This window comes from Natronomonas amylolytica (assembly GCF_037031205.1).
GTDB classification, from domain to species: domain Archaea; phylum Halobacteriota; class Halobacteria; order Halobacteriales; family Haloarculaceae; genus Natronomonas; species Natronomonas amylolytica.
Window position 1 is genome coordinate 41,928 of record NZ_JAYEZM010000009.1, and the last position, 19,383, is coordinate 61,310.

13 protein-coding genes are annotated in these 19,383 nt (G+C 59.7%); all 13 read right to left on the reverse strand.

What is annotated here, in order from left to right:
* Positions 1-219: 219 nt before the first annotated feature.
* Entirely contained in the window at positions 220-729 is a 510-nt protein-coding gene (locus U5914_RS13305; RefSeq protein WP_336136254.1) for a PIN domain-containing protein, read from the reverse strand.
* The gene (locus U5914_RS13310) at positions 726-1,319 is read right to left on the reverse strand and encodes a DUF7437 domain-containing protein (RefSeq protein ID WP_336136255.1); all 594 of its coding nucleotides are present in this window, start codon (positions 1,317-1,319) and stop codon (positions 726-728) included. The genes U5914_RS13305 and U5914_RS13310 overlap by 4 nt, the downstream gene beginning before the upstream one ends.
* 49 nt (positions 1,320-1,368) lie before the next feature.
* Positions 1,369-1,704: a DUF7558 family protein gene (locus U5914_RS13315; protein WP_336136256.1), complete on the reverse strand. Its 336-nt coding sequence runs from the start codon at positions 1,702-1,704 to the stop codon at positions 1,369-1,371.
* A complete protein-coding gene (locus U5914_RS13320) occupies positions 1,704-1,994 on the reverse strand; it encodes a DUF8069 family protein (RefSeq protein ID WP_336136257.1) in 291 nt (96 codons plus the stop codon). Before U5914_RS13320 ends, U5914_RS13315 begins: the two co-directional genes overlap by 1 nt.
* A gap of 217 nt (positions 1,995-2,211) precedes the next feature.
* Positions 2,212-2,652 (reverse strand): DUF8030 family protein, encoded by a 441-nt coding sequence (locus U5914_RS13325; RefSeq protein WP_418766764.1) that lies wholly within the window; start codon positions 2,650-2,652, stop codon positions 2,212-2,214.
* Positions 2,653-3,253: 601 nt separating this feature from the next.
* The gene (locus U5914_RS13330; protein WP_336136259.1) at positions 3,254-7,444 is read right to left on the reverse strand and encodes a hypothetical protein; all 4,191 of its coding nucleotides are present in this window, start codon (positions 7,442-7,444) and stop codon (positions 3,254-3,256) included.
* A 255-nt stretch (positions 7,445-7,699) separates the two neighbouring features.
* Positions 7,700-9,223, reverse strand: a complete 1,524-nt coding sequence (locus U5914_RS13335) for a primase-associated protein (RefSeq protein WP_336136260.1) — start codon at positions 9,221-9,223, stop codon at positions 7,700-7,702.
* Positions 9,220-10,104, reverse strand: a complete 885-nt coding sequence (locus U5914_RS13340; protein WP_336136261.1) for a bifunctional DNA primase/polymerase — start codon at positions 10,102-10,104, stop codon at positions 9,220-9,222. The genes U5914_RS13335 and U5914_RS13340 overlap by 4 nt, the downstream gene beginning before the upstream one ends.
* Positions 10,101-13,925 carry an ATP-binding protein gene (locus U5914_RS13345; protein WP_336136262.1) on the reverse strand — a complete coding sequence of 1,275 codons (3,825 nt, stop codon included), beginning with the start codon at positions 13,923-13,925 and terminating at the stop codon, positions 10,101-10,103. Before U5914_RS13345 ends, U5914_RS13340 begins: the two co-directional genes overlap by 4 nt.
* Positions 13,918-16,152, reverse strand: coding sequence for a VirB4 family type IV secretion system protein (locus tag U5914_RS13350; protein WP_336136263.1), 2,235 nt, complete (start codon positions 16,150-16,152; stop codon positions 13,918-13,920). The genes U5914_RS13345 and U5914_RS13350 overlap by 8 nt, the downstream gene beginning before the upstream one ends.
* On the reverse strand, positions 16,136-17,257 hold the full coding sequence (locus U5914_RS13355; RefSeq protein ID WP_336136264.1) for a TraC-like domain-containing protein: 1,122 nt from the start codon (positions 17,255-17,257) through the stop codon (positions 16,136-16,138). The genes U5914_RS13350 and U5914_RS13355 overlap by 17 nt, the downstream gene beginning before the upstream one ends.
* Positions 17,258-17,259: 2 nt before the next feature.
* Positions 17,260-18,375, reverse strand: a complete 1,116-nt coding sequence (locus tag U5914_RS13360) for a TrbL/VirB6 family protein (RefSeq protein ID WP_336136265.1) — start codon at positions 18,373-18,375, stop codon at positions 17,260-17,262.
* Positions 18,376-18,377: 2 nt separating this feature from the next.
* Positions 18,378-19,238, reverse strand: a complete 861-nt coding sequence (locus tag U5914_RS13365) for a hypothetical protein (protein ID WP_336136266.1) — start codon at positions 19,236-19,238, stop codon at positions 18,378-18,380.
* Positions 19,239-19,383: the final 145 nt, after the last annotated feature.

Here is a 19,383-nt window from a genome sequence, read left to right on the forward strand (position 1 = left end):
GGCGAGCGGGGCGGGCCGATACGTACACACCTGTCCAGCCGGCCACATCGCTCGGCGATCCAGCTACCGTCCTGGCGGACTCAGAAAGGGCGAGGCCGTCTCGGGCGTCCCCCGACCCCGCAAGCACCGCAGGCACGAGGCGCGCAGCGGCGGTCGCGGGACGTCGAGCGGCCGAGGGCTTTCGAGTGTCCTCTTCCACCGAATCAGCCTAGCATTCAGTCAGCTGTCGCCGGCGACCAGGTCCTCGATGAACCGGAAGCCGTTCACGAACGTCACCGAGTCCCCGTAGCCCTCGCTCGCGAGGACGGTTTTGGCCCCCTCGCCGGCCGCGATATCGGTCGTGTAGATGTAGACCTCGGTTGCCGTCCCCGCGTTGAGATGCTGGGCAGCGAGGGCGGCGAGGGCGGCGTCGGCACGCTCGACCTCGTCGGCAGGCCGGTCGTCCGCGTTCGCGATGTACCGCTGGACACCGTCCATCACCCGCGAGACGACCGACTCGGAGAACTCCAACGGTGACGCAACCGTCGCCCAGCCCTCGTCGATCGCGGTGTCGATGGGTGGAGCCTCGACGTCGGACTCGTCGGCGGTCAGCTCCTCGTACACCCGTTCGGGCAGGACGAAGGTGACGTCGTTCCGGCGAGCGAATCGCCGAACAGCCTTGTACCGGCTGTTCGACGGCTGTCCCATCGCGACGAACAGGCCGGTGTCGGCGATGTGGAGCCGGCTCACGCGTCGTCAGCCGCGTCGCCGACGTCCAACTCGTCGAGTCCCGCCCCTGACTCCTCTATCTCGTAATGTTCGTGGACGACGGGCCGGAGCGCCTGGAGAATCATCTCCGCAGCCAGCGGCGAGATGTCCAGGTCCTCCGCCATCAGTCGGTGGGTCACTTCGCCGCGTTCACGGGCGACCGCGTAGGTGAGCGCGGTCGCGAGGCCGGCGACGCCGTGACGGTCGATGTAGGTGTCAATGTCGGCGTCCGTCTCGCGGCGGCCGACGGCGTCGATCAGCGCCGGCGTGATCGTGTACTCGCGGTCACCGGCGGCCGTCGTCACGGTCAGGTCGATCTCACGGGCGGCGTACCGGCGGGGCTGCTCGTCGTCGGTGACGTTGACGACGCCGGCGTCGACGAGCCGGTTGACGTAGCTGTAGGCCGTCCCCTGGGCGAGTTCGAGGTCGTCCATCACGTCCTGGACGGTCGCCTCGCCCTCCCGAGCGAGGTATGCGTACAGCTGGGCCAGCTGTGGCTCCTCGAGGAGATCGGCGACCGAGAGGAAGTCCTGGACGATGTCGCCGTCCGCGCGGTTTGAGGTGCGTGACACGATTCGTTCTTGATTACAGTTTACAGCGAAACAGTAAAGAGTGTTGGGGTCAATCCGCCGGCGCCGCGACGAGATGCTCCTCGAGGTCACGCGTCCAGTAGGTGGCTAGGCCACCGGGGTTACAGCGGGCGCACAACTGCAACGGGCCTTCCAGATGCCCGAGCTCGACACGGAATCGCGTGAGCGCTGCGAGCGTATCGACGACCAGCCCACAGCCGTCACAGGCGACGTGATCGCGCTCGTCGGGATCCGGCTCCGTCTGAATCGCGCAGTCGACACAGATTGGGTGGGTGACCCGCTCGTCCTGCCCCCAGGTGTGGGCCTTGCCAGTCTCGGTACCGGGCGGCGCGTCGCAAAACGCACAGCCGACAAGGGTCTGCTGCATCACTCGCCCTCCGTGTCGGCGTCGCGGCCGGCCGTCCAGCCGCGATGGAAGACGGCCAGCTGCGTCGATGAGTCGAACGTGGTGCCGCTCGGCTCGTGAACCAGAACTTGGTCTTCAGGAACCGGAGTGACGATGTCCGCGTCGACGAGGTCGTTGATCAGGTTCTGGGCCGTCCTGTCGTCGACGTCCGCCGTGTCGCCGCCGGCGGCGTCGCGGTCTTGGGCGAGCAGTTCTTTCTCGAACTGTTCGTAGTCGCGACTCGTGTCGTCGTGAGGATCGGGACCAGGCATGGTGAGTCACGCAGCGCACGCTGTTGCGCGCTGCACGCCTTCCGGCGCCGACAAACAACTCATGGCGTACAGATTCGGCACCTCCTCGGATCGCCCGGCCGCCAGGATACACTCACTGGAGGAGTCGGGCGGTGGGTGGGAGCCAGGGAGTGGATCCAGCCCACCGTTAACCAACACTGTGCCGGTATCGGCCGGAAATGTTGGTTAAGGCTAGCTGCTACGGCGTTCGGAACTCTCGAACTGGCTTCACGACGAAGATGTCTGAGCCGCTGGCTGCTCCTTCACCTGACCGCTCCGCCGCCGTCGACGCCGACCGCGAGAGCTGAGTGATGAGCTCGTCGCGAACGGCTCGTCGAGGGATGGTGGTCTCGTGCCAGCCCAGCCGTTCGTCGAAGTGCCGTTTCTGGAACTGCTCGCCGACGTCGCCGGCAGCGACATACTGCGTCCGCGTCGATCGCCCGACCTGCCGTGAGACGAAGACGGCGCCCACGGCCTCGTGTGTGAGCTCGACGAGAGCACACTCCACGAGCGCGACGACCGATGCGTGATCCCGGTCGGTCGGAACCGTCATCTCGAGGTCCGCCCACGGCGCCTCACCGTCAGTGGTAGTTGCTGCGTGATCCGCTACTCGTCTCTTGCTGCGTTGGTCCGAAGCCATCGTTTATCGGGGGCACGTGATGCGCCCCGCCACCCCCTCGCGGGGGCAACAGACACCACCGAAACGTACTCGGTCAACCTATGCGCTAAATCTGATACTTCCGTAGGTCCGCTACCCCTGTGACGGCCCCTCGGCCTGAGAGAGCCGGCGGCCTTCGCACATTGCATATCGCCTCTTTCTTTGGACGAAAACCGCGATATGAAAGGCGAAATAACGACCTCAAATCGTAGAAGAACCCCGTCGGGCCGATTTGAGCGCGTAGAAAGTACCTCGACGAGTTCCAGGATAATACTGTGATTTGAAAAATTGCTCGACGGCGGGGTAACGAAGGAGATTACGGACGTATCTGAATACTTTGGAACCGTTGCTTCACCGGGTCTGAATCTCTCGAGGTTCTTCGGCTTGGCACTTCGAATCGCGAAATCCCCTATATTCCACCGGTTTCGGTCGTGTTAGGTGCTGAAAATAGCTCGACGGGAATCAGAAGTTTCTGGTTCTGGTCTAAAGTCTAACTTTCGGTTATCTGAGAGACGTCTGGCTCTGTGAAATTGCTAAAAAAATTCAGATGGGGTGGTTTATGTAGTCGATTTAAATAAGGATGTTAGCGGGAATCGTCGTTACTGAGGTAGCTGTCAAGAAACTCTTTATCTATCTCGTACCCGGCTGCTGCGAATCGGTTTGCGACCTTGTACGCATGGGATCCTGGTTCATCCCCTGCGTGGATGGCGTTTGTATACAGCGTCTCTCGCATCTCGTCTTTGCTTGAACGGGCAACATTGTGCCATTCTCCATCAGGAACCGCTTCAATAACAGCGTGGTAAACGGATATCGCTGCAGCAGGGTAGGTCGCTGACTGTTCGCCTAACCATTCCTCAAGAATCCGCACATGCGGGGCTTGATTAACGAGGAAAGGAGCAGTCCGCTCCACAAGGTCCTGTTCGTCCTCCAGACTGGCTGCATCAGTGTGTTGAAGACATTGAAGGAAATATCTGAATTCTTTATGGTACTCGGCGGCATCTTCGATATCGGTTATTTCACTTTCGACTTGACCAAGTCGCCACTGCCAGAGCTCACGGATCGCGTCCCAGTGATCGTCGAGCGGGCTGTCCTCGTTATCAAGGACTTGTGAGAATGCATCGGCCACGTTTGCTGTTGTCTCCGAATGCATCATATCATAGAATTGTCGTATTAAACTCTCATCGTCGTCAAGTGATTCGTCTTCAACGACATACGCCATACCAATATGGGACGCTGTCGTCGCTGCAGTGATCCATCCCTCATCAGACTCATCTTCGGCCAGCAAATCTAATGCATGCCTGTAGAAAGGCCGTAGCTCGGAGAATGCTGGTTGAAGGAGTGGGTTACCTCTAGTGTACCCGTTCCACACTGCCGAAAACAGCTGCTTCGCCTCGTTTTCATCGCCTCTTGGAAAGAGGTCGTCCAAATGTGACTGAATCAGATCTTTATCTGCTGCCCAGAACGTCTGGAAATGCCTGCCCAAAGCCGTCCGCACCGGGACAGCGCTATCTTCAATTATCCTTGTCTGGATTGCTCCTCGGAGAGGCTCATCTAACCCATCGTCACCTAAACAATCGTTCTGGTCCTTCCACCATATATAACTGACAACTGTACTGACCCCGTTTCTCCGTACTTCCTCTTCAGGGTCACCGACGCCACCTTTCCAACTATGCGGCAGTTCTTCAATTGTCTCAAGACCGACCTCCGTGAGCAAATGAACCAACAGCCCCTCAACGCGGACTAAGTACTTCCTGGGGAAATCAGTCTGGTCTGACTGGATACCCTCTCGGAGAAGCCGGGCAATTGAGGTACGGCACCGAGACGGCCACTGACCTGGTTCATCTGTCACCGTCTCGCAAAACGATAGGACTGGCTGCCAGGAGAACCGCCCATCGTTCTGTAGCGCCTCAGCAAGCCCGTCCAGAACGACATCCGCGTACTGTGGTTTCGCCTCTTCCAGAATATTGATTCTCTCTGCGTACGAAGCTGGCTGCTCCTTAACCAACTGGGAGAGCTGTTTGGCAAACCCCCAGTGACTGACCTCTACCCGCTCATCATCATCGAAAGACCACAATTGGTCTTCAGGTGGTTTCCAGTCCACACACATCTGTAGGACGGTTTCAGCGGACCAAGTACGAAGCGTCTCAAGATCTTCCGGTCCTCGTTCATCCACAAAACCACCACGGACCGATGGTGTATACGGCTCGGACGCAGTCCTTTCTGGAACCCCGTATTTTTCGACTAAGAAGTCAATATACTCCTGCTGGTCAGCTGAGACTTCTCCATCAAGGAGATACAAGCGTTTCAATCGCCACCGCTCCACACGCTCCTGTACAATTTCGTCTTCAGACTGCTCACGATCTGGCGCTTCGTGGGCCGCCCGGTCCTCAATCCACTGTCTATCCTGTGGCCCTTCGCGGAGTACCTTGTAAACCTGATTCTGCTGGTCGTCGTCGAGAGAGGAAAACGCGGTTTCTACCAGTCTATAGAAATCATACTGGATATTATCATCGTCGTAGTTTGTCTCCTCTCCTAACTCATCGGCAACGAGGTCTTGATATGTATCAGGGTGCTGACTGAGGAGAAACAAGCCGATACGCCGGAACGCAGGAATAGGATCCTCTAGATATGATGTGATCAAATCTTCCCGGCTATCTTCGTTTGGATCAGCACTAACCCACTGGTTGGCAGCGAGGCTCAGATACGTGAAGAGGATATGCTTCCGTTCACCGGAATTGTTCTCACCGTAATCAAGGTCCGGTATCGGGGTTCGGCTAGCTACTGATTCATAAATCGGCTCTCCTTCAGGATCCGTTCCGGCATCCAAGATCCTTCGTAATGCCTCATCTAATGCATTGAGGAACTCGTGGCCACACGCCTCAACAAAGATCTCACGTGTCTCCTGAAACAGCTCGTGGAGTTCATACTGTTCGAACTGCTCGTCCTGCTGCCAGTCGAGGTCGGCATCGCGTTGTGGTGCCCGAAGTACACCGCCTAACACGGTCACTGCGGCCTCTATCTCGTCATGTTCAACCAAATGCTGGATTAGCTGTATCGCATAGAAATCCAGTTGGTGGAACGACTCTGATTCTGAGACCCACGACTCGATAATAGTAGCCGTCTCAGCCGCTGCATCCGCGGGCAGATCGCCTGCGATGCTGATTAGCCACCGTCGCGTGTTCGGATCTTCGCTGTCGAGATTAGTAATAACCTTGACCACAAAGTCCGGGTGAACGTCGATGATGCTGGACAGGTACTGCATGTGAGGGATACCTGGATCAGCGAAGACTTCTTGATCGTAGAGTTGTTCGGCCCACGATCGATCGACTTTCTCGTCGAAAAAGTACCGTGCAAGCGGCTCTCGATCCTCCAAGGTAGACAGCACCGTCGACACGACGGTTTCCGGTACATCATCTGTCGGCCACGCTTTGAGCTCGTCAAGAAGAACAGTCGCCGTATAGAACGGCAATCCATCCTCTCCTAATGCTCTTTCCAGAAAACCAGCTACGCTCTGCTGTTGCTCCTGTAACTCGATCAGAGCGGACAGGTGATGGGTGCAGAGCGTGGTGGACTGTGTCCCCTGTTCGAAATTAGTTTCATCAGACGCAATCTGGCCTCGAAGCTGATCTGTATAGAACTCAAACGCTGCTACGTGGATTTCACCCGGATTCGACTCCTGGCGGAGCAAGAACTCTCTGAACTTGTCGTGGATCGCGTACCGAGTCGTCCCGTCGGGGCCGGTCCTCTTGTCTTGGACGATCACCCGCTTGTTGAGATCACGTAACAACCGGCGGACACCAACCTGATCAAACCCGTCTTCGTCCGCCAATACAGCGCTACAAACATACTCATCTAGCTCGGTCAGCGGGGATGTCGCCTGGAGGAACCGCTCTTCATCTCCACCCAGCGCTTCCAGATACTCCTCTTCAATATAGTCACGGATGTCTTCCTCAGGGACCTCGATAGCGGCGGCGGGATCCTCGATATCTGCCAAGAGGCCCAAGTAGTATGGATGGCCACTCACCCGGTCATGGAGTTCCCGTGCCGTCGCTGGTTCCATTTCAGGTACTTCGTTCATCAGGAGTTCGACGGACTGTGCCTCACTGAACGTAGAAAGTCGGATTACCGGAACTTGGCCTTTGAACTGTAGTCGGCCTACTGACAGTAAGGTAACTTCCGGTCCAAGCACTTCGGCAATCTCGCTGAGAGAATCTTTTATTTTCTTCTCGTCATCGTCAACGTTGTGGATGTCATCAAGACAGATGAGTCGCTTATGACCGTCTGGGATGTAGTCAGCCATCTGATCCAGTGCTTCAATATATTGGAATCTATCTTCCGCCCACTCTGGGGGGTTTCGTGTCCATGAGACCCCGCCCCCGCCTCCGAACCCGCCAGCGCTAGCGCTTCCCGAGATACCGGTGATCTCTCGGTCGCCTTCCTTCACCGATTCTGGGATATCACCAAGTATCGTCCGGTAAATTTTCTGCGCCACCGTCTGGATACTGTGGTGAGAGCCTAACTCAACCCGTTCGACCGCGTATTCGTCACCGAACTCGTCCTCCACCCAGTCAAGGAGAAAGGTCTTCCCAACACCTGGCTCGCCCGCAATATGAAACAGATTTTTCTCTCCGTCTAGGCGCTGAACTATCTGTTCTTGGACGCCTTCCCGTGGGACATAACTGACTGCCAAGGGTGACGAATCTGTCTCCACCTCCTGATCACCTCCGAAAAGGTCCTTGAGTTTCCTTCCGGCCCTCGTGATGAATGATCTCATCCCTCCAAGTCACCAGATATCACCCGTTTAGCACAACTGATACTAATAGGAAGGGGAGAATAGCCGTTTCTTATCTCGGACCTGGAATCGACTTTTATAGCGGTTATACCATACCTCTAGCTGTATCTGGCGTTGAGCGAGAATATGCATCACAAACGCTGGAGTTTCCAGCAGTAATTGTGTACGGGTCTATCAGCCGTTTCACGGGAAAGGGTACTATTCGATAGTATTCAAACTAAGAATGAAATCAGCAGTTCAGAATTGATCAGTAGGCCCAGCTGATTCCTCGTCGACTTGCTCGTACATCTCATCCGGGAATGGGAGGCTGCCCCAGATCGAGTAGGGACACTGGTCCTGGCCGATACAGTAGCGCTGCAGATCGTCGTTATCGCAGTTCATCGGCAATGGCGTGTCCCCGTCGATGGTGTTCGAGAACTCGTAGCGGACCTGGTACTCGGTCTCCTGTTCGTCGTACCACGGCCACCGAGAGAAGACGCCCTTGAGGTCCGCGACGATCTCGTCGAGGCTGCTGTCCTGATACTGCGGTAACCACATCACCATCCGCGCGAAGTTGTAGAGGTCCTTCCGAACGGGCTTCTTCTCGTGTAGCCGCTCCTCCATATTCGCCATACACGGGAGTTCGAAGAGGTCCTCGATCTCCCGCACCTCGATCTGCTCGGCGCTGGCCCCGGCTCGCCCGATTCGGTACGTATTGACGCGCCCGTCGCGATCGATCGTGACGGCCGAGTGGGACTCGTGGTCAGCCAGCGTCTTCGCGAGACTGCTCGGACTCGATATCCAGTCTGTTACTGAGGACTCCCAGTCGTCCTCCGCATCGTACGCCGTAACAGCTCGATAGAGCTCTTTCGCCGTGTGGAACTCACCCTTTTGCGCCACGTCGTCGGGCGCGTCACTCAGGGCCCGCCGGAGGACGCGAATCGTCCGCTCCCCACGGTCCCAGTTCCGCCAGATGCGCTCGTGATGGCCGGTCTCGAGGAAGCGGTCGATCCGCTCCGTAATTGCCGACTCGTTCGTGGTCAGCCACGTCAGCTGGTCGTCGGAGAGCCCGTCTTCTTGCACCCGCAGGAACTTCTTGAACGCCCGCTCAGCGTAGTCCCGATACTTGCTGTCGAAATCACCGACCGGGACGTACAGGTTGTTGTCCTTCACTTGCGTCAGTATCTCTCCGCCATCGTCACTCCCCGTCGATGACTTGCCCTCTCGAACGAGGCATTTGCGTGACGCCGCCGCCATCGGGATTTCGAGGTACAGGCCATCCCCGAACTCCGGCATCTCCGTGATGCCCGTACAGACCCGACCCGGATGTGGGCCATCCTCACCGGGCTCCTTGCTGTACAGCACGTCGGCGATGTCCTGCTGGAGTGACCCATCGCCGTGGGCGCGGATGAGGGAGGCGAGATTGTTGACGTACAGCTCTCGAATGTCGTAGAGCACCTGGATGTTCCGAGGCGACGCGTGTTCGAACTTCGGGTGCTCTTTCACACAGATCGCACTTAGGGTCGCGAGCACAGTGAGCGTCCCCGGTTCGTCGACGAACGGCTCATCAGCGGCGTCGGCACGAACCTGCTCTTTGAACGCCGCCGTCCCGAACCGCTCGACGTCGTTCACGAGGTCCTCGGGTTGGTCCTCGCCGTCGACGACGTATCGATTGTACCCACGCGTAAACAGCTGGTTGATGCGGGTCTCACCGTACTCCAGTGGGAGTGCCGCAACTCGATACGCCATGTCCTCGTCGTCGGTGGGCGTACTCGGACTCATTCGTCGATCACCTCCGGTGTCGCCGACCGAACGTCGAACGCCGGGCTCTCGATGGGTTGGACGATGCTACAGACGTCGGCGTGAAGTGAATAGGGCAAGCGGGCGACCCGCCGGCGGTCAGCGGTCACGACGGGGTCGATCGGGATGTCGTACGTCTCGAGGAGAAGGTCGTTCAACACCTCGCGACTCTGCTCGTCGTATCGGTGCGCCGGATCGGTATCCAGTAGGTAGACGTGGACACCCTGCCCGCTGTAGACGACCATCGTTTCCTCGGCGTCGAAATCGTCCTCGAAGATATCCCTCAGCTCGAACCCGTACTCGATGGCGCGGGTGACATCTTCGAAGGCGTACGGATACCCCTCGGGAGCGGCGTCGAGGATGCCCGCAGCGTCGAGGAGCGCATCGTCGTCCCGATCGTCGACATCCGCTGAGACCATCTCGTCCGCTCGGGCCCGGGCGATCTCTTTCGCGTCGATGTCAACGAGGAGGACCCAGGGTCGTTCCCAGTGATCTAGCGCGTAGTAGACGGCGTCGGGCCGTGGGTCCGGTTTCTCCAGCACCTCCGGATCAGCGAGTGCGAACTCGCTCCGCCCCAATGGGTCGTTGCGAGCGGGGTGTTGAATGAAGTCGACGACGTCCTCGAAGTCGTTGAACTCGGATGTCGTTCGGTCCCCCGACGGATCTGTCTGCCACGTATCCCGCCGGATGAAGTCCTTGGCCGGCACCTCGTCTTTGCGAACCGGGTGGGACTCTCGGAAGGCGATGGCGTACTGTTTCGGACCGGTCGCCGTGATGAATTCCGGCAGGTCGTCCAGATAGCGGGGGAACTCCTCGGCGTAGTAGGCGTAAATCTCCTCGCGGGTCGCCTGTCGCCAGGTCATTGGTTGAGTTCTTGGTCGAGATTTTTGAAGCCCCGAACGGTAGTCAGGCCCGCAGCATCGAACTCGTCGACGGCGTCTCTGATGGTCGCGAACGACCGTGCCGCCCGCCCGCTGACCCGCTCGCCGATCCGATCCGCGTCGGCAAGGCTCTCCAGGACATCGAGCGCCGTCTCGCGATTGTTGAAGGCCCAGATTGCGTCGGCGTCCACCGCGCTGAGTTTGTCGTAATCCTCGACCGGGGCGTGCCGGTTGTTACTCGCGAGCTCTGCTTCTCCGGCCCAGACAAGCTCGCCGTCCTCGTCGAAGCCGGCCACGTCCAGTACCGTGCCGTCGTCGGTTTCGTAGTACGGGTCCACGCGACCGACGTCATCCCGCTGCTGGAGCCACAGCTCGAGGAGCCGGACGCCAACCTTATGCGGCGTTTTCTCGCCGAGATCGCCCGCTCCTGGCCCCGCCTTCAATTCTCTCCCGAGGAGGTCTCGACCGTCCGGGAGGACGGTGTAGTACTTGCGCCCGGCCGCGGAGTCCGCTTCCAGGAGGTCCTGCTCCGTGAGCCGCTCCATATGGAGGTCGTCGTATTCGTCCCGGAGCTGGCTCATCCTGTCCAGTAGCGTGTACTCGTCGTCCTCTCGGTTCATCACGTCGAGGACCCGATTCAGGAATCGGACGTCGTCACGGCTGAGCCCGCGTTGTTGGAGTTCGTCATCGGGGACGGGCACGCTACTTTCCTGAACGGGTGTTGCCCCGTTCTCCGGCCCCGCTGCTTGGTCAGCAGCTGACTCCTCGTCCGTCTCGGTAGTCTGCCCGAACAGGGGACTCATCTCGGAATCGTCTGCATCTGGGTCGCTGTCCGTCTCGGGCTGCGGAGTCGACGTCGACGCGTCCTCGGTCGTCGATTCGCTGATGAACGCGGATTGCGTCGGGTCCGTTCCTGAGTCGCCGTCGGCAGCCGAGCCAGTCGTCTCAGCCCCCGAACTCCCCCAACCAGTCTCCTCTGGGGAAGTGCTCGACTCAGTCGGCTCTGTCAGCCCGTACTGGGCCTGTGTCCGCTCGACCATCCGTGGCCGGGACACGGACTCGAAATGGTCTTCCTGGGGCTCTGTGAGCGGCTGATCGCTTTCTGGATGCCCCGGCGCAATCGGGAGCGGTTGAAGCGAAAATGGCGGCGGACCAGTCTCGCCGAACGATGGACTCGGGAGTTGGGCGATCCACTCGCCACTTGGGAGCGTGTTGATTCGGTTGCGGAGTTCGGTCGGGCTGAGGTCCTCGTGGGCAAGCGACTCCGCGAGGTCGCGCTCGATCGAGATATTGCCGATGAGCTTCGTCTTGATGTTGTTCAGCACCTCGTCGTAGGCCCGCTCGTTCCGGTTCCGCACCTGTTCAGGGAACTGCATCACGAGCCCCATACTCAGCCCGAACGATCGGCCCTGCGGCAGTAGCTGCTCGGAGACGAGCTTCGTCGACGCAACCGGCGCCGCCTCTTCGATGATGAGGTTCGTGAGCTTCTCGTAGTCGGTCTGGCCATCGCGCCGGCGCACCTGCACGGCGTCCCAGAGGTTGCTCAACAGCAGGAGTGTGATCGCTCGCTGTGCCTCCGGTCGGAGGTCACCGAGGTCGAAGATGATGGTGGCGTCTTCATCGAGGAATTCGCGGAAGTCGAAGCGGTTGTCGACGTACTCGCCGGCCTCGTTCTGCTCGGGGACGTGGCTGAAGATCCGCCGAAGATGCGCGTCCTCTTTGAGCTTGTCGAGGCGGTTCCCGACGGCGTCCATCGACACCTGGAACTGGTGGTTGTCCTTCGCGAAGTGGCGCGTCAGCGATTCCTCGATGTTCTGGTTGTCCGCTGAGACCGGGGGAATCGTCTGGTCGCGCTGCATCCGGAGGGCAGCAGCGAAGAGGTCGTCCAGCCCGAACACGTCGCTCCCGTACTCCTCGTCGAACAGCGCCTTGATCAGGTAGCTCAGAATCTCGTTCGCGACGAACGCCTGCCCGTACTGCTCGCGACCCATAATCATCCGGAGGATGTCGTGGAAGTGGTCGACCTTGTCCTGAATCGCGTCCTCTCGGTTGCGACCCGCTTCGAGCGCGGGCCGGATGTCGAAGAAGGAGAACGCGGGGATTGTCTCTGGGACGCGGAAGTGGTAGACGTCATCGAGGCCACCGAACCGCTCGTAGTGGCAGCGCAGGTAGTTCTCACACATCCCGTCGCCCTTCGGGTCGACGAGGACGACGGGGCCACCAGTCGTTTCGCGGAGCGAGAGGGCGTCGTTGATGATGGCCTTGGACTTCCCGCCACCAGTCGACGCGAACCGCCCGTAATGCGTCGGCAACAGGTCCGGCGGGATCCGAATGGGGTCCGGCCGTGGCTCACCGTTCTCGTCGAGCGCGTAGCCGATGGCCATCCCGTCCTGGAACTGCTGGATTAGATCCGGATTCGGCCACGGGAGCGGGTTCCGACTCTGCTGTTCGGCCCTCGTTCCCCGCGTCCCTTCGACGGTCAACTGTTCGGAGGAGGGGACGAGGACGAAGTTCGCGAGCTCCGTCCCGCTGAGGACCAGCTCGGGGCGGGTCTTCCCTCGTCCCGTCGTCAACTCGCGATTGAGGAGGCGCTGGAGAGAGGCCCGCGCCTTCTTCTCCTTCGTTTTCTCACGGAAGCCGCTGTCCCGGAGGCGTTGCCCCTCGACCTCGTAGAACGGTCCATCAAGCGGGTCGAACACAGGGAGGAGCGAGTCCATCCGGGCATCGAGGTCGTCGCGGGTGTCGTCGGTGGGGACGCCGACGGCCCGGATGTTGACCGTGAACGACCGTTTGGCGTTCTTCGCGTCGATGTACTCGATCCGCTTCTCGACGGCCTCGCTCAGCTGCCGATCGTCCTGATCGCTCCGCTGGTCCTCGACCTCGAGCAACGACCCGACGACCTCCTGGAAGAACGTATCGCGGCCGTCGACGAGATCCTCTTTCCGCACCTCCGCGTCGGACTGCCAGCTGGCACGCCGTTGGAAGACGACCTGGAACGCGGTCGGCGCTGTCGCCTCCATCAGGTGGTCGATCAGCGACGCCAGCGCCGCGCCCGGTTCGTCGACGGACGAGAGGTCGCCATTCGTTTCCTCCGCCGTGAACGGCGTCAGCGAGGTCATCCAGTCCTGCTTCCGCGACGCGGATCCACACCACCGAACACCGAGCGGCGAGACAGCGTCTTGAGCCGGGCGAGCCAGAATCGTTCCCGCCGGTGTCATCGTTGGCTTCTCGATGGCCCGTCGCTCTTCCTCGTCGTCTGGAAGTGCATCGGGCGGCGCTAGTTCCAGGGCCGAGTCCCCGACAGTCACGTGATGATCGGGGACGCTCGTGGATGCCGTACCGCCGTCGACAACGGGGTCTGCTTCGGCTGGCTCGGAGTCCCCTGATTCCTCGTCGACGATGTCGTACTGTTCTGCCGGGCCAAATTCGTACTGCAGCCGCCCGGCCTCGTAGTGTTCCACGAACTCCTGCGGTGTGAACTCGACTGGCTGAATGAGCCGAGCGGCGACGTCGACGTCGACGCGCTCGATGTCGAACGTGCTTGGATAGATGGAGCGGAGGCGCTTCTCAAGCGTATCGAGGTGGGCATCGGCCCCGTAGAAGAACTCCACTGGGTCGTCGGGGCCATCACTGATTGCGAGGAACTCGAATCGGGGTGGTGTCTCACTGTGGAGTGGGTTCAGCTTCGCCCCGAGGCCCGACGAGCCGGGCGTGGTCAGTTTGTGTAGGCTATCGAGGACTCGAGGGATACTCTCCGGGTCAAGCCGCTCGGATGTCGGCGTAACGCGCAGGTACTCAGCCATCGTTGGTGTCCTCCGTTGACCCGCCGTCTGGCTCAGCTTCGACGGCGTCTGATTCCTCGTTCAGTTCGCTCGTTTCGTTCGTTCCGTTCGTTGCTCGATGTTCGAGCTCGTCCTGGAACTCCTGCATCTCGGTATCGACGGCCTCATCGCCGGCGCCGGGGAGTGAGGCCCGAACTTGGGAGGTCGGGTCGAAGTCGATGACTTGCTTCTCCTTGGGCATCGCTTTGACCTGGATGCCGCGCCACTCGCCGTCGACGCCCACCAGCGCCTCGGAGAAGCCGGCGTCCTCGTTGCCCGGCACGGCATCTTGGACGAACCGCATCTGTGCGTAATTCAGGCCGAACTCGTCGGCCCACTCCTCGTCCATCCCGTCGAGGCGGTGGAACTGCTTGACCGCACACTGGTCCAGGATGGCCTCGCTCTCGGCGTGCTCGAAGAACTCGTCGACGGTCTGCGTGACCAGCCGGATCGAGAGGTCGTGATGCCGGTGGTGACGGAACACCGTCTCGAGGAACGCCAGGCTCGCGGCGTCCTGCATGATGTAGCGCGCCTCGTCGATGTAGAACACGACCTCCTTCTCCGAGACTTTCGCCCGCTCGTACACCAGCGAGATCAGGAGCTGCATCGTCAGCGCAGTGCTGCTGTCGACGCTGCCCTCCTGCTGGGCGAGGTCGAGGTAGATCACCTTCTCGTCGCGGATATCGAAGTCGGACTCTTGGCCGAGGTTGCCGTGCCGACCGTCGTCCTCGAAGGGGCGGAGCTGGTCAAGGAGCCACGTCGCGTCCTCCTTGATCTTCCCCGCTTCCTCGTCGGACCGGACGACGAACTCCTCGGGGTCGTTGACCATCTCCTCGAAGACGTCCATCATATCCTGAATCGTCGGGCTCGGGTTGTCGTGCGTCGAGATGTCGTCAGTGATGCCGTTGCGCTTGTACGCTCGCTTGAGCCCGAGTTCGAGCGTCGTTCGGCGGTCACCCAGCGAGATGCCCCGCAGCGCGAAGAAGTTCGTGAGGAAGCTCATCGCGTCGTCGAGTTTCTCGTTGAACGGGCTGGCGTCCTCGCCCATCGCCCGCTGGACGTGCTCGGGCGTCTCCCGAATCTCCAAGGGATTCAGCCCGAGCGTCCCGCCGACCGTGATGCGTTTGGCATCGAGCGCTTCGGCGACCCCCGCCCAGTTGTTCAACGGCTCGAGGATGATGCCGATACGGTCCTTGCTCTGCTCGATCGACCGGATGAAGTTCTGTTTCGAACTGAACGACTTCCCGGAGCCGGTGTCGCCGACGGTGAACATCGCGTACCCGTTGTCCCGCGCGAACGGGTCGATGACGACCGGGCTCTGGTTGTCTTTGTGAATCCCGAACTCGACGCCGCCCTCCTCGAGGATCGTCGCGTTGTGCGGCGAGGACAGCAGCGCGCCGACGGCGCCGCCGAGCGCAATCGACGTCCGCCCGAACTCGTTGTCACCGATGGGTGCGGCGGACTGAAGGGCGAGATCCTGCCGGCAGATCGCCGTCTTCGGCGTGAGGTTCGCCGGGTCGTCGCGGAGCGCGCTCTTGACCTTCTGGACGGCGTCGCGGAGGTCCTCCTTCTCGTCGGCCCGGACCGTGATGAACATCCCCTGGTCGAAGACATTCGCGCCGTTCTCGACGGCCTTGTACGTCGCTGCGGCCTCGTTGGCGCGTTCCTGTAGGTAGGCACTCCGCACGCTCTGTTCAAGGTCAGCGTCCACCTGAAGGTCGTCAGCGATATCCTGCAGTTCGTTCCGCGCCCGCTCCTGGTTCTTCGGCGTGATGTGGGCCGTCAAATCGAACTGCACGTCCGTCATCTCGAAGAGCTCGGAGAGGTAGCCGTCGTTGGGGTAGTCCGGGTAGTCAGCGATGTACAGCGTCGTCGTCCACTGCTCGCCGACCCGTGCCGCGCGCGTCTCCCACTCAATCGCCGCCGGCGCGGTCACCGTTTTGTGTGACTCGGCGATGTCGTCGAGAAGTTGGCGTTCGGCCGCGCCCTGTTCGATGGTCTCCTCGTCGAGGAGATCCGAGAACTCGACCTCTTCCTCGTCGTCTTCGGTGTACCAGTCCCAGAGGAATTTCCCGCCGATCCCGACTAGTACCGCGAGCAGGATGTAGAGAGCCGCACCTTCAGCTGAGGTCGGATTCGTGACCCACTCCGTGAGCTGGCCGACGGCTCCGCTGCCCGTCTGGAGGACGAGGTTACGCATCGTGGGCATCCTCCCGGCGCGAGTGGCCGATGATGGGTTGTTCACGAACGACGTTCTCTGCGTCGTCGTAGTCGTGTTCGCGGCCGTTCCAGAAGTCCATATTCAACACGAAGAGTTCGACCGTGCTGAGCCGGCGTGCGGACCAGCCCGAGGCCTGCTGGATGAACTCCGACCGCACATCGTTGACCCGGCTATCCAGCTTCTCGAACATCTGGGCGCGGCGCTCGACGTCGGTGAGGTCCTCGCGGCGGGTCACGAACGGGTTGAACAGGAACCCGATGACGGGGAACTGCGTCAGCTTCTCGGCCGGCGTACCCTCGTCGCGGAAGCGGTCGTAGACCTCCAGCGGCGTGACCTCGACGCCGATGTAGTACCGCACCTGCTGGATGCCCCGTTCTCGCATCTCCTTCGGCCGCGTCTCCCGATACTCCTCGAGGAGTTCCCGGAAGATCGGATTTTCTTTGACGTCCTCGTCGTTCAGGCGGTCTTCGATGTTCTCCGTAATCTGTTCGACCGGGAACGAGCGGGTCGTGGCGTGGAGTTTGAGTTTCGAATCCAGTTCCTTGTTGGCGAACTCTTCGCCGGCGTCCTGGAGCTGTGCCCAGTCGTCGGACATCGCGAAGTCCATGTTGCCGGGGTCGATCTCGATGAACGCCTCCATCGTGCCGTCCGCGCGCTGGATCGCGCCAGCGCCCGGCCACGCCCGCTCGATATTCGTGAGGTCCTGCGTCCGCTCGTCGGGCTTGAATGGCGTGTAGTTCGCGAGCCCGCCCTCGTTGCGCTCTGTTTCGTTGGTATTACTGTCGGCTTCCTCCGGGGCGCTGAACGTGATCTGGGGGCGCTTGACGTAGCGATAGACGTCTTTGGTCCATGTCCACGCATTCAGGTGGTCGGGCGAGACGTAGACGATCGCGACGCCGAACCCGAAGCCACCCGCGACGAACGGCAGGGCGAGTGATTCGATGCCGGTGAGGCCAGCGATAAAGAGGCCGACGATCGGAAAGGCGATGAGTACGCCGACGTCGCCTTCCTCGATGTTGAGGTAGGGGATGCGACTCTCCTCACCGAACTGGTCCATGATGCGCCGTGCGGCTGCGTCTTCGTCGATGGACATGTTTAGTGGATACCTCTATCAAAGTCCATTCCGCGTTCCTCACCCGATGTTTCCGACGTAGTGCCACCTGGGTCGTTCTCGGTGCGTCGGTACGAGGGCGTACTATCTCCACCCTCGCCATGACCACCGCGGGCCGCAGCTTTCTGTGCGACGGCATGGCCGGCTGCGGCTTTCGGTCCCCACCGAGCGGCGGTGGTCGCGACGCCCGCGCCCCCGGCATACGCACCGGCAGCTACGCCACCGATAAGGGCCGCTCCCTTGGTGGCACCGCCGAGAACTTTCGCCGTCAGCGGGGTTGCGTATTTGAACGTCTTCCAAGTGAGATAGACCGCGATAAGCGGTAGTGAGGACGCAACTAGGTACTTCAGAAACGCACTATTTGGCGTGAGCGCTCCCTGCGAATAGAGCAGATCGTATCCTTTGAACACGACTGCTGCTGGAAGGGGTAGAACCGCCAAAGGAACAAACCGCTTAGAGAATCCCATCGCGATGTCCGAAAGGACTGGAACGTTACCATAGGCGAGAGCGAAAGCTATCGGCATCCCGTAGACATACACGTAAAGTAACACCTCCCGAATGTAGTAGAGAGCCTCAAGTGCCCACATCGAGAGACCGCCAACAATTGCGAACACGAACGCAAGCCCGGGATTGGTTAGGGATTCTTTCAGGAAATTCAGCATCGCATCACCTAGGGTCTCTAGACTCGGCATCAACGCTATCGTGAACCCATCGACGATGTAGAGTCCAAGAATACTGACCCAGTACCAGCTGATGATGAGGAATGCACCAACCCACGCAGTCTTCTTCGTCCGCCTTGCCTCGTACGCACTTCCGATATTGAATATCCGAATTGTGTGTCGCCCTTGAACACACATCACCAGTAGAAGCAGTGAGATAAGCATAATCTCACCACCGACCAACGCATCCCGGATTGCAGGCCAAGGTCCGTTTGTTGGCGCACCAAAGACAAACGCGCCTTCCGTTTCAGGCGTTGGAGTCCCGAACATCTCCTCAGTGAGGGTTTCATAACCAGTGTTCAGTCCCTCCATGAAGAGTGAGATAACCCAATCGACGACATCTTTGAACCCCTCTAAGACGACATCAATCAGGTCCACCATAGTTAGCCCTCACTAATCGTAATCTCACAATTATCGAACTCTTCTGAAGCGGAGTAGTGGATACTGTAAGTATTGGAAACGCGGTTAGTCCCTACCCGTGTTTCTAGAATGATTTCGAAGCTCCCGGTTTGTTCTTCACTCTCACACGAAGTTCCCTCACCTCGAACGAATGCGAACGGTGAACGGTAACTGTACAGTGTAAGCTGCTCTCCCGGTTCTATGACTACCTCGTCAACTTCTATATCTTCTTCTGGATCGTATATGCCACTGACATCGTCGTTTTCATCGTAGTTCGTCCCTTCATCATCCGAGGGATATGGAACATCACCGACATAGAGGAGCTGCGTGATTGCATCCGGACCATTCCCTTGATTTTCGACAGAAACGAAGGCCTCTTTTGCGATTTTGTCACTCGAGCTATCCCACATCTCTTCAGGCTGGTTCTTCCCGATCCCCATCTCCACAATGCTAAGATCCGGTTGAACGGAAAGAGCAGACTCTTGTACAGTCTCCTCGCCCTCTAGCGCGAGAACACGATACTCTCCTGGAGTGTATGAGGTTCCAATCTCGAACGAAACTTGCTGTGCTCCTGTTGCTACGTCACGCTGACCAAACGGTTCCCCATTCGGCTGGATGAGGTTGACTTGGCTAACATCGGTCTCTTCCGAGAGTTCTACTTTGATCGCTGTCCCATCGACTACAACGCGCTGAAGTGGACCCTGATCGTTCGAAGAGGGAGTTCCGTCACTGGGGGATTCGGAGTTCCCATTTGAATTCATGCACCCAGCTATGCTGGCTAGGGCGGCAGTAGATATTGTCTGGAGGGCGGTCCGTCTGCTGAGCTGTGAGTGTTTTTGAGTCATTGTTTTAGGGAACAGATCTCTGTGGGACGGAGCGGCTACGAACACGGGACCGTGTATTTACTATCCGAGTGGCCCTTCTTTGTCGAGCGCTCTTGCTCCTTGTAACACCAATCCTCGCCACGTAAGCCCATGAGCGTCTTTGACT

Bases quoted from the DNA above. Each gene is read 5' to 3' on its own strand.
- U5914_RS13315 (WP_336136256.1), bottom strand. From the start codon at position 1,704: ATGCAGCAGACCCTTGTCGGCTGTGCGTTTTGCGACGCGCCGCCCGGT.
- U5914_RS13320 (WP_336136257.1), bottom strand. From the start codon at position 1,994: ATGCCTGGTCCCGATCCTCACGACGACACGAGTCGCGACTACGAACAG.
- U5914_RS13325 (WP_418766764.1), bottom strand. From the start codon at position 2,652: ATGGCTTCGGACCAACGCAGCAAGAGACGAGTAGCGGATCACGCAGCA.
- U5914_RS13330 (WP_336136259.1), bottom strand. From the start codon at position 7,444: ATGAGATCATTCATCACGAGGGCCGGAAGGAAACTCAAGGACCTTTTC.
- U5914_RS13335 (WP_336136260.1), bottom strand. From the start codon at position 9,223: ATGAGTCCGAGTACGCCCACCGACGACGAGGACATGGCGTATCGAGTT.
- U5914_RS13340 (WP_336136261.1), bottom strand. From the start codon at position 10,104: ATGACCTGGCGACAGGCGACCCGCGAGGAGATTTACGCCTACTACGCC.
- U5914_RS13345 (WP_336136262.1), bottom strand. From the start codon at position 13,925: ATGGCTGAGTACCTGCGCGTTACGCCGACATCCGAGCGGCTTGACCCG.
- U5914_RS13350 (WP_336136263.1), bottom strand. From the start codon at position 16,152: ATGCCCACGATGCGTAACCTCGTCCTCCAGACGGGCAGCGGAGCCGTC.
- U5914_RS13355 (WP_336136264.1), bottom strand. From the start codon at position 17,257: ATGTCCATCGACGAAGACGCAGCCGCACGGCGCATCATGGACCAGTTC.
- U5914_RS13360 (WP_336136265.1), bottom strand. From the start codon at position 18,375: ATGGTGGACCTGATTGATGTCGTCTTAGAGGGGTTCAAAGATGTCGTC.
- U5914_RS13365 (WP_336136266.1), bottom strand. From the start codon at position 19,238: ATGACTCAAAAACACTCACAGCTCAGCAGACGGACCGCCCTCCAGACA.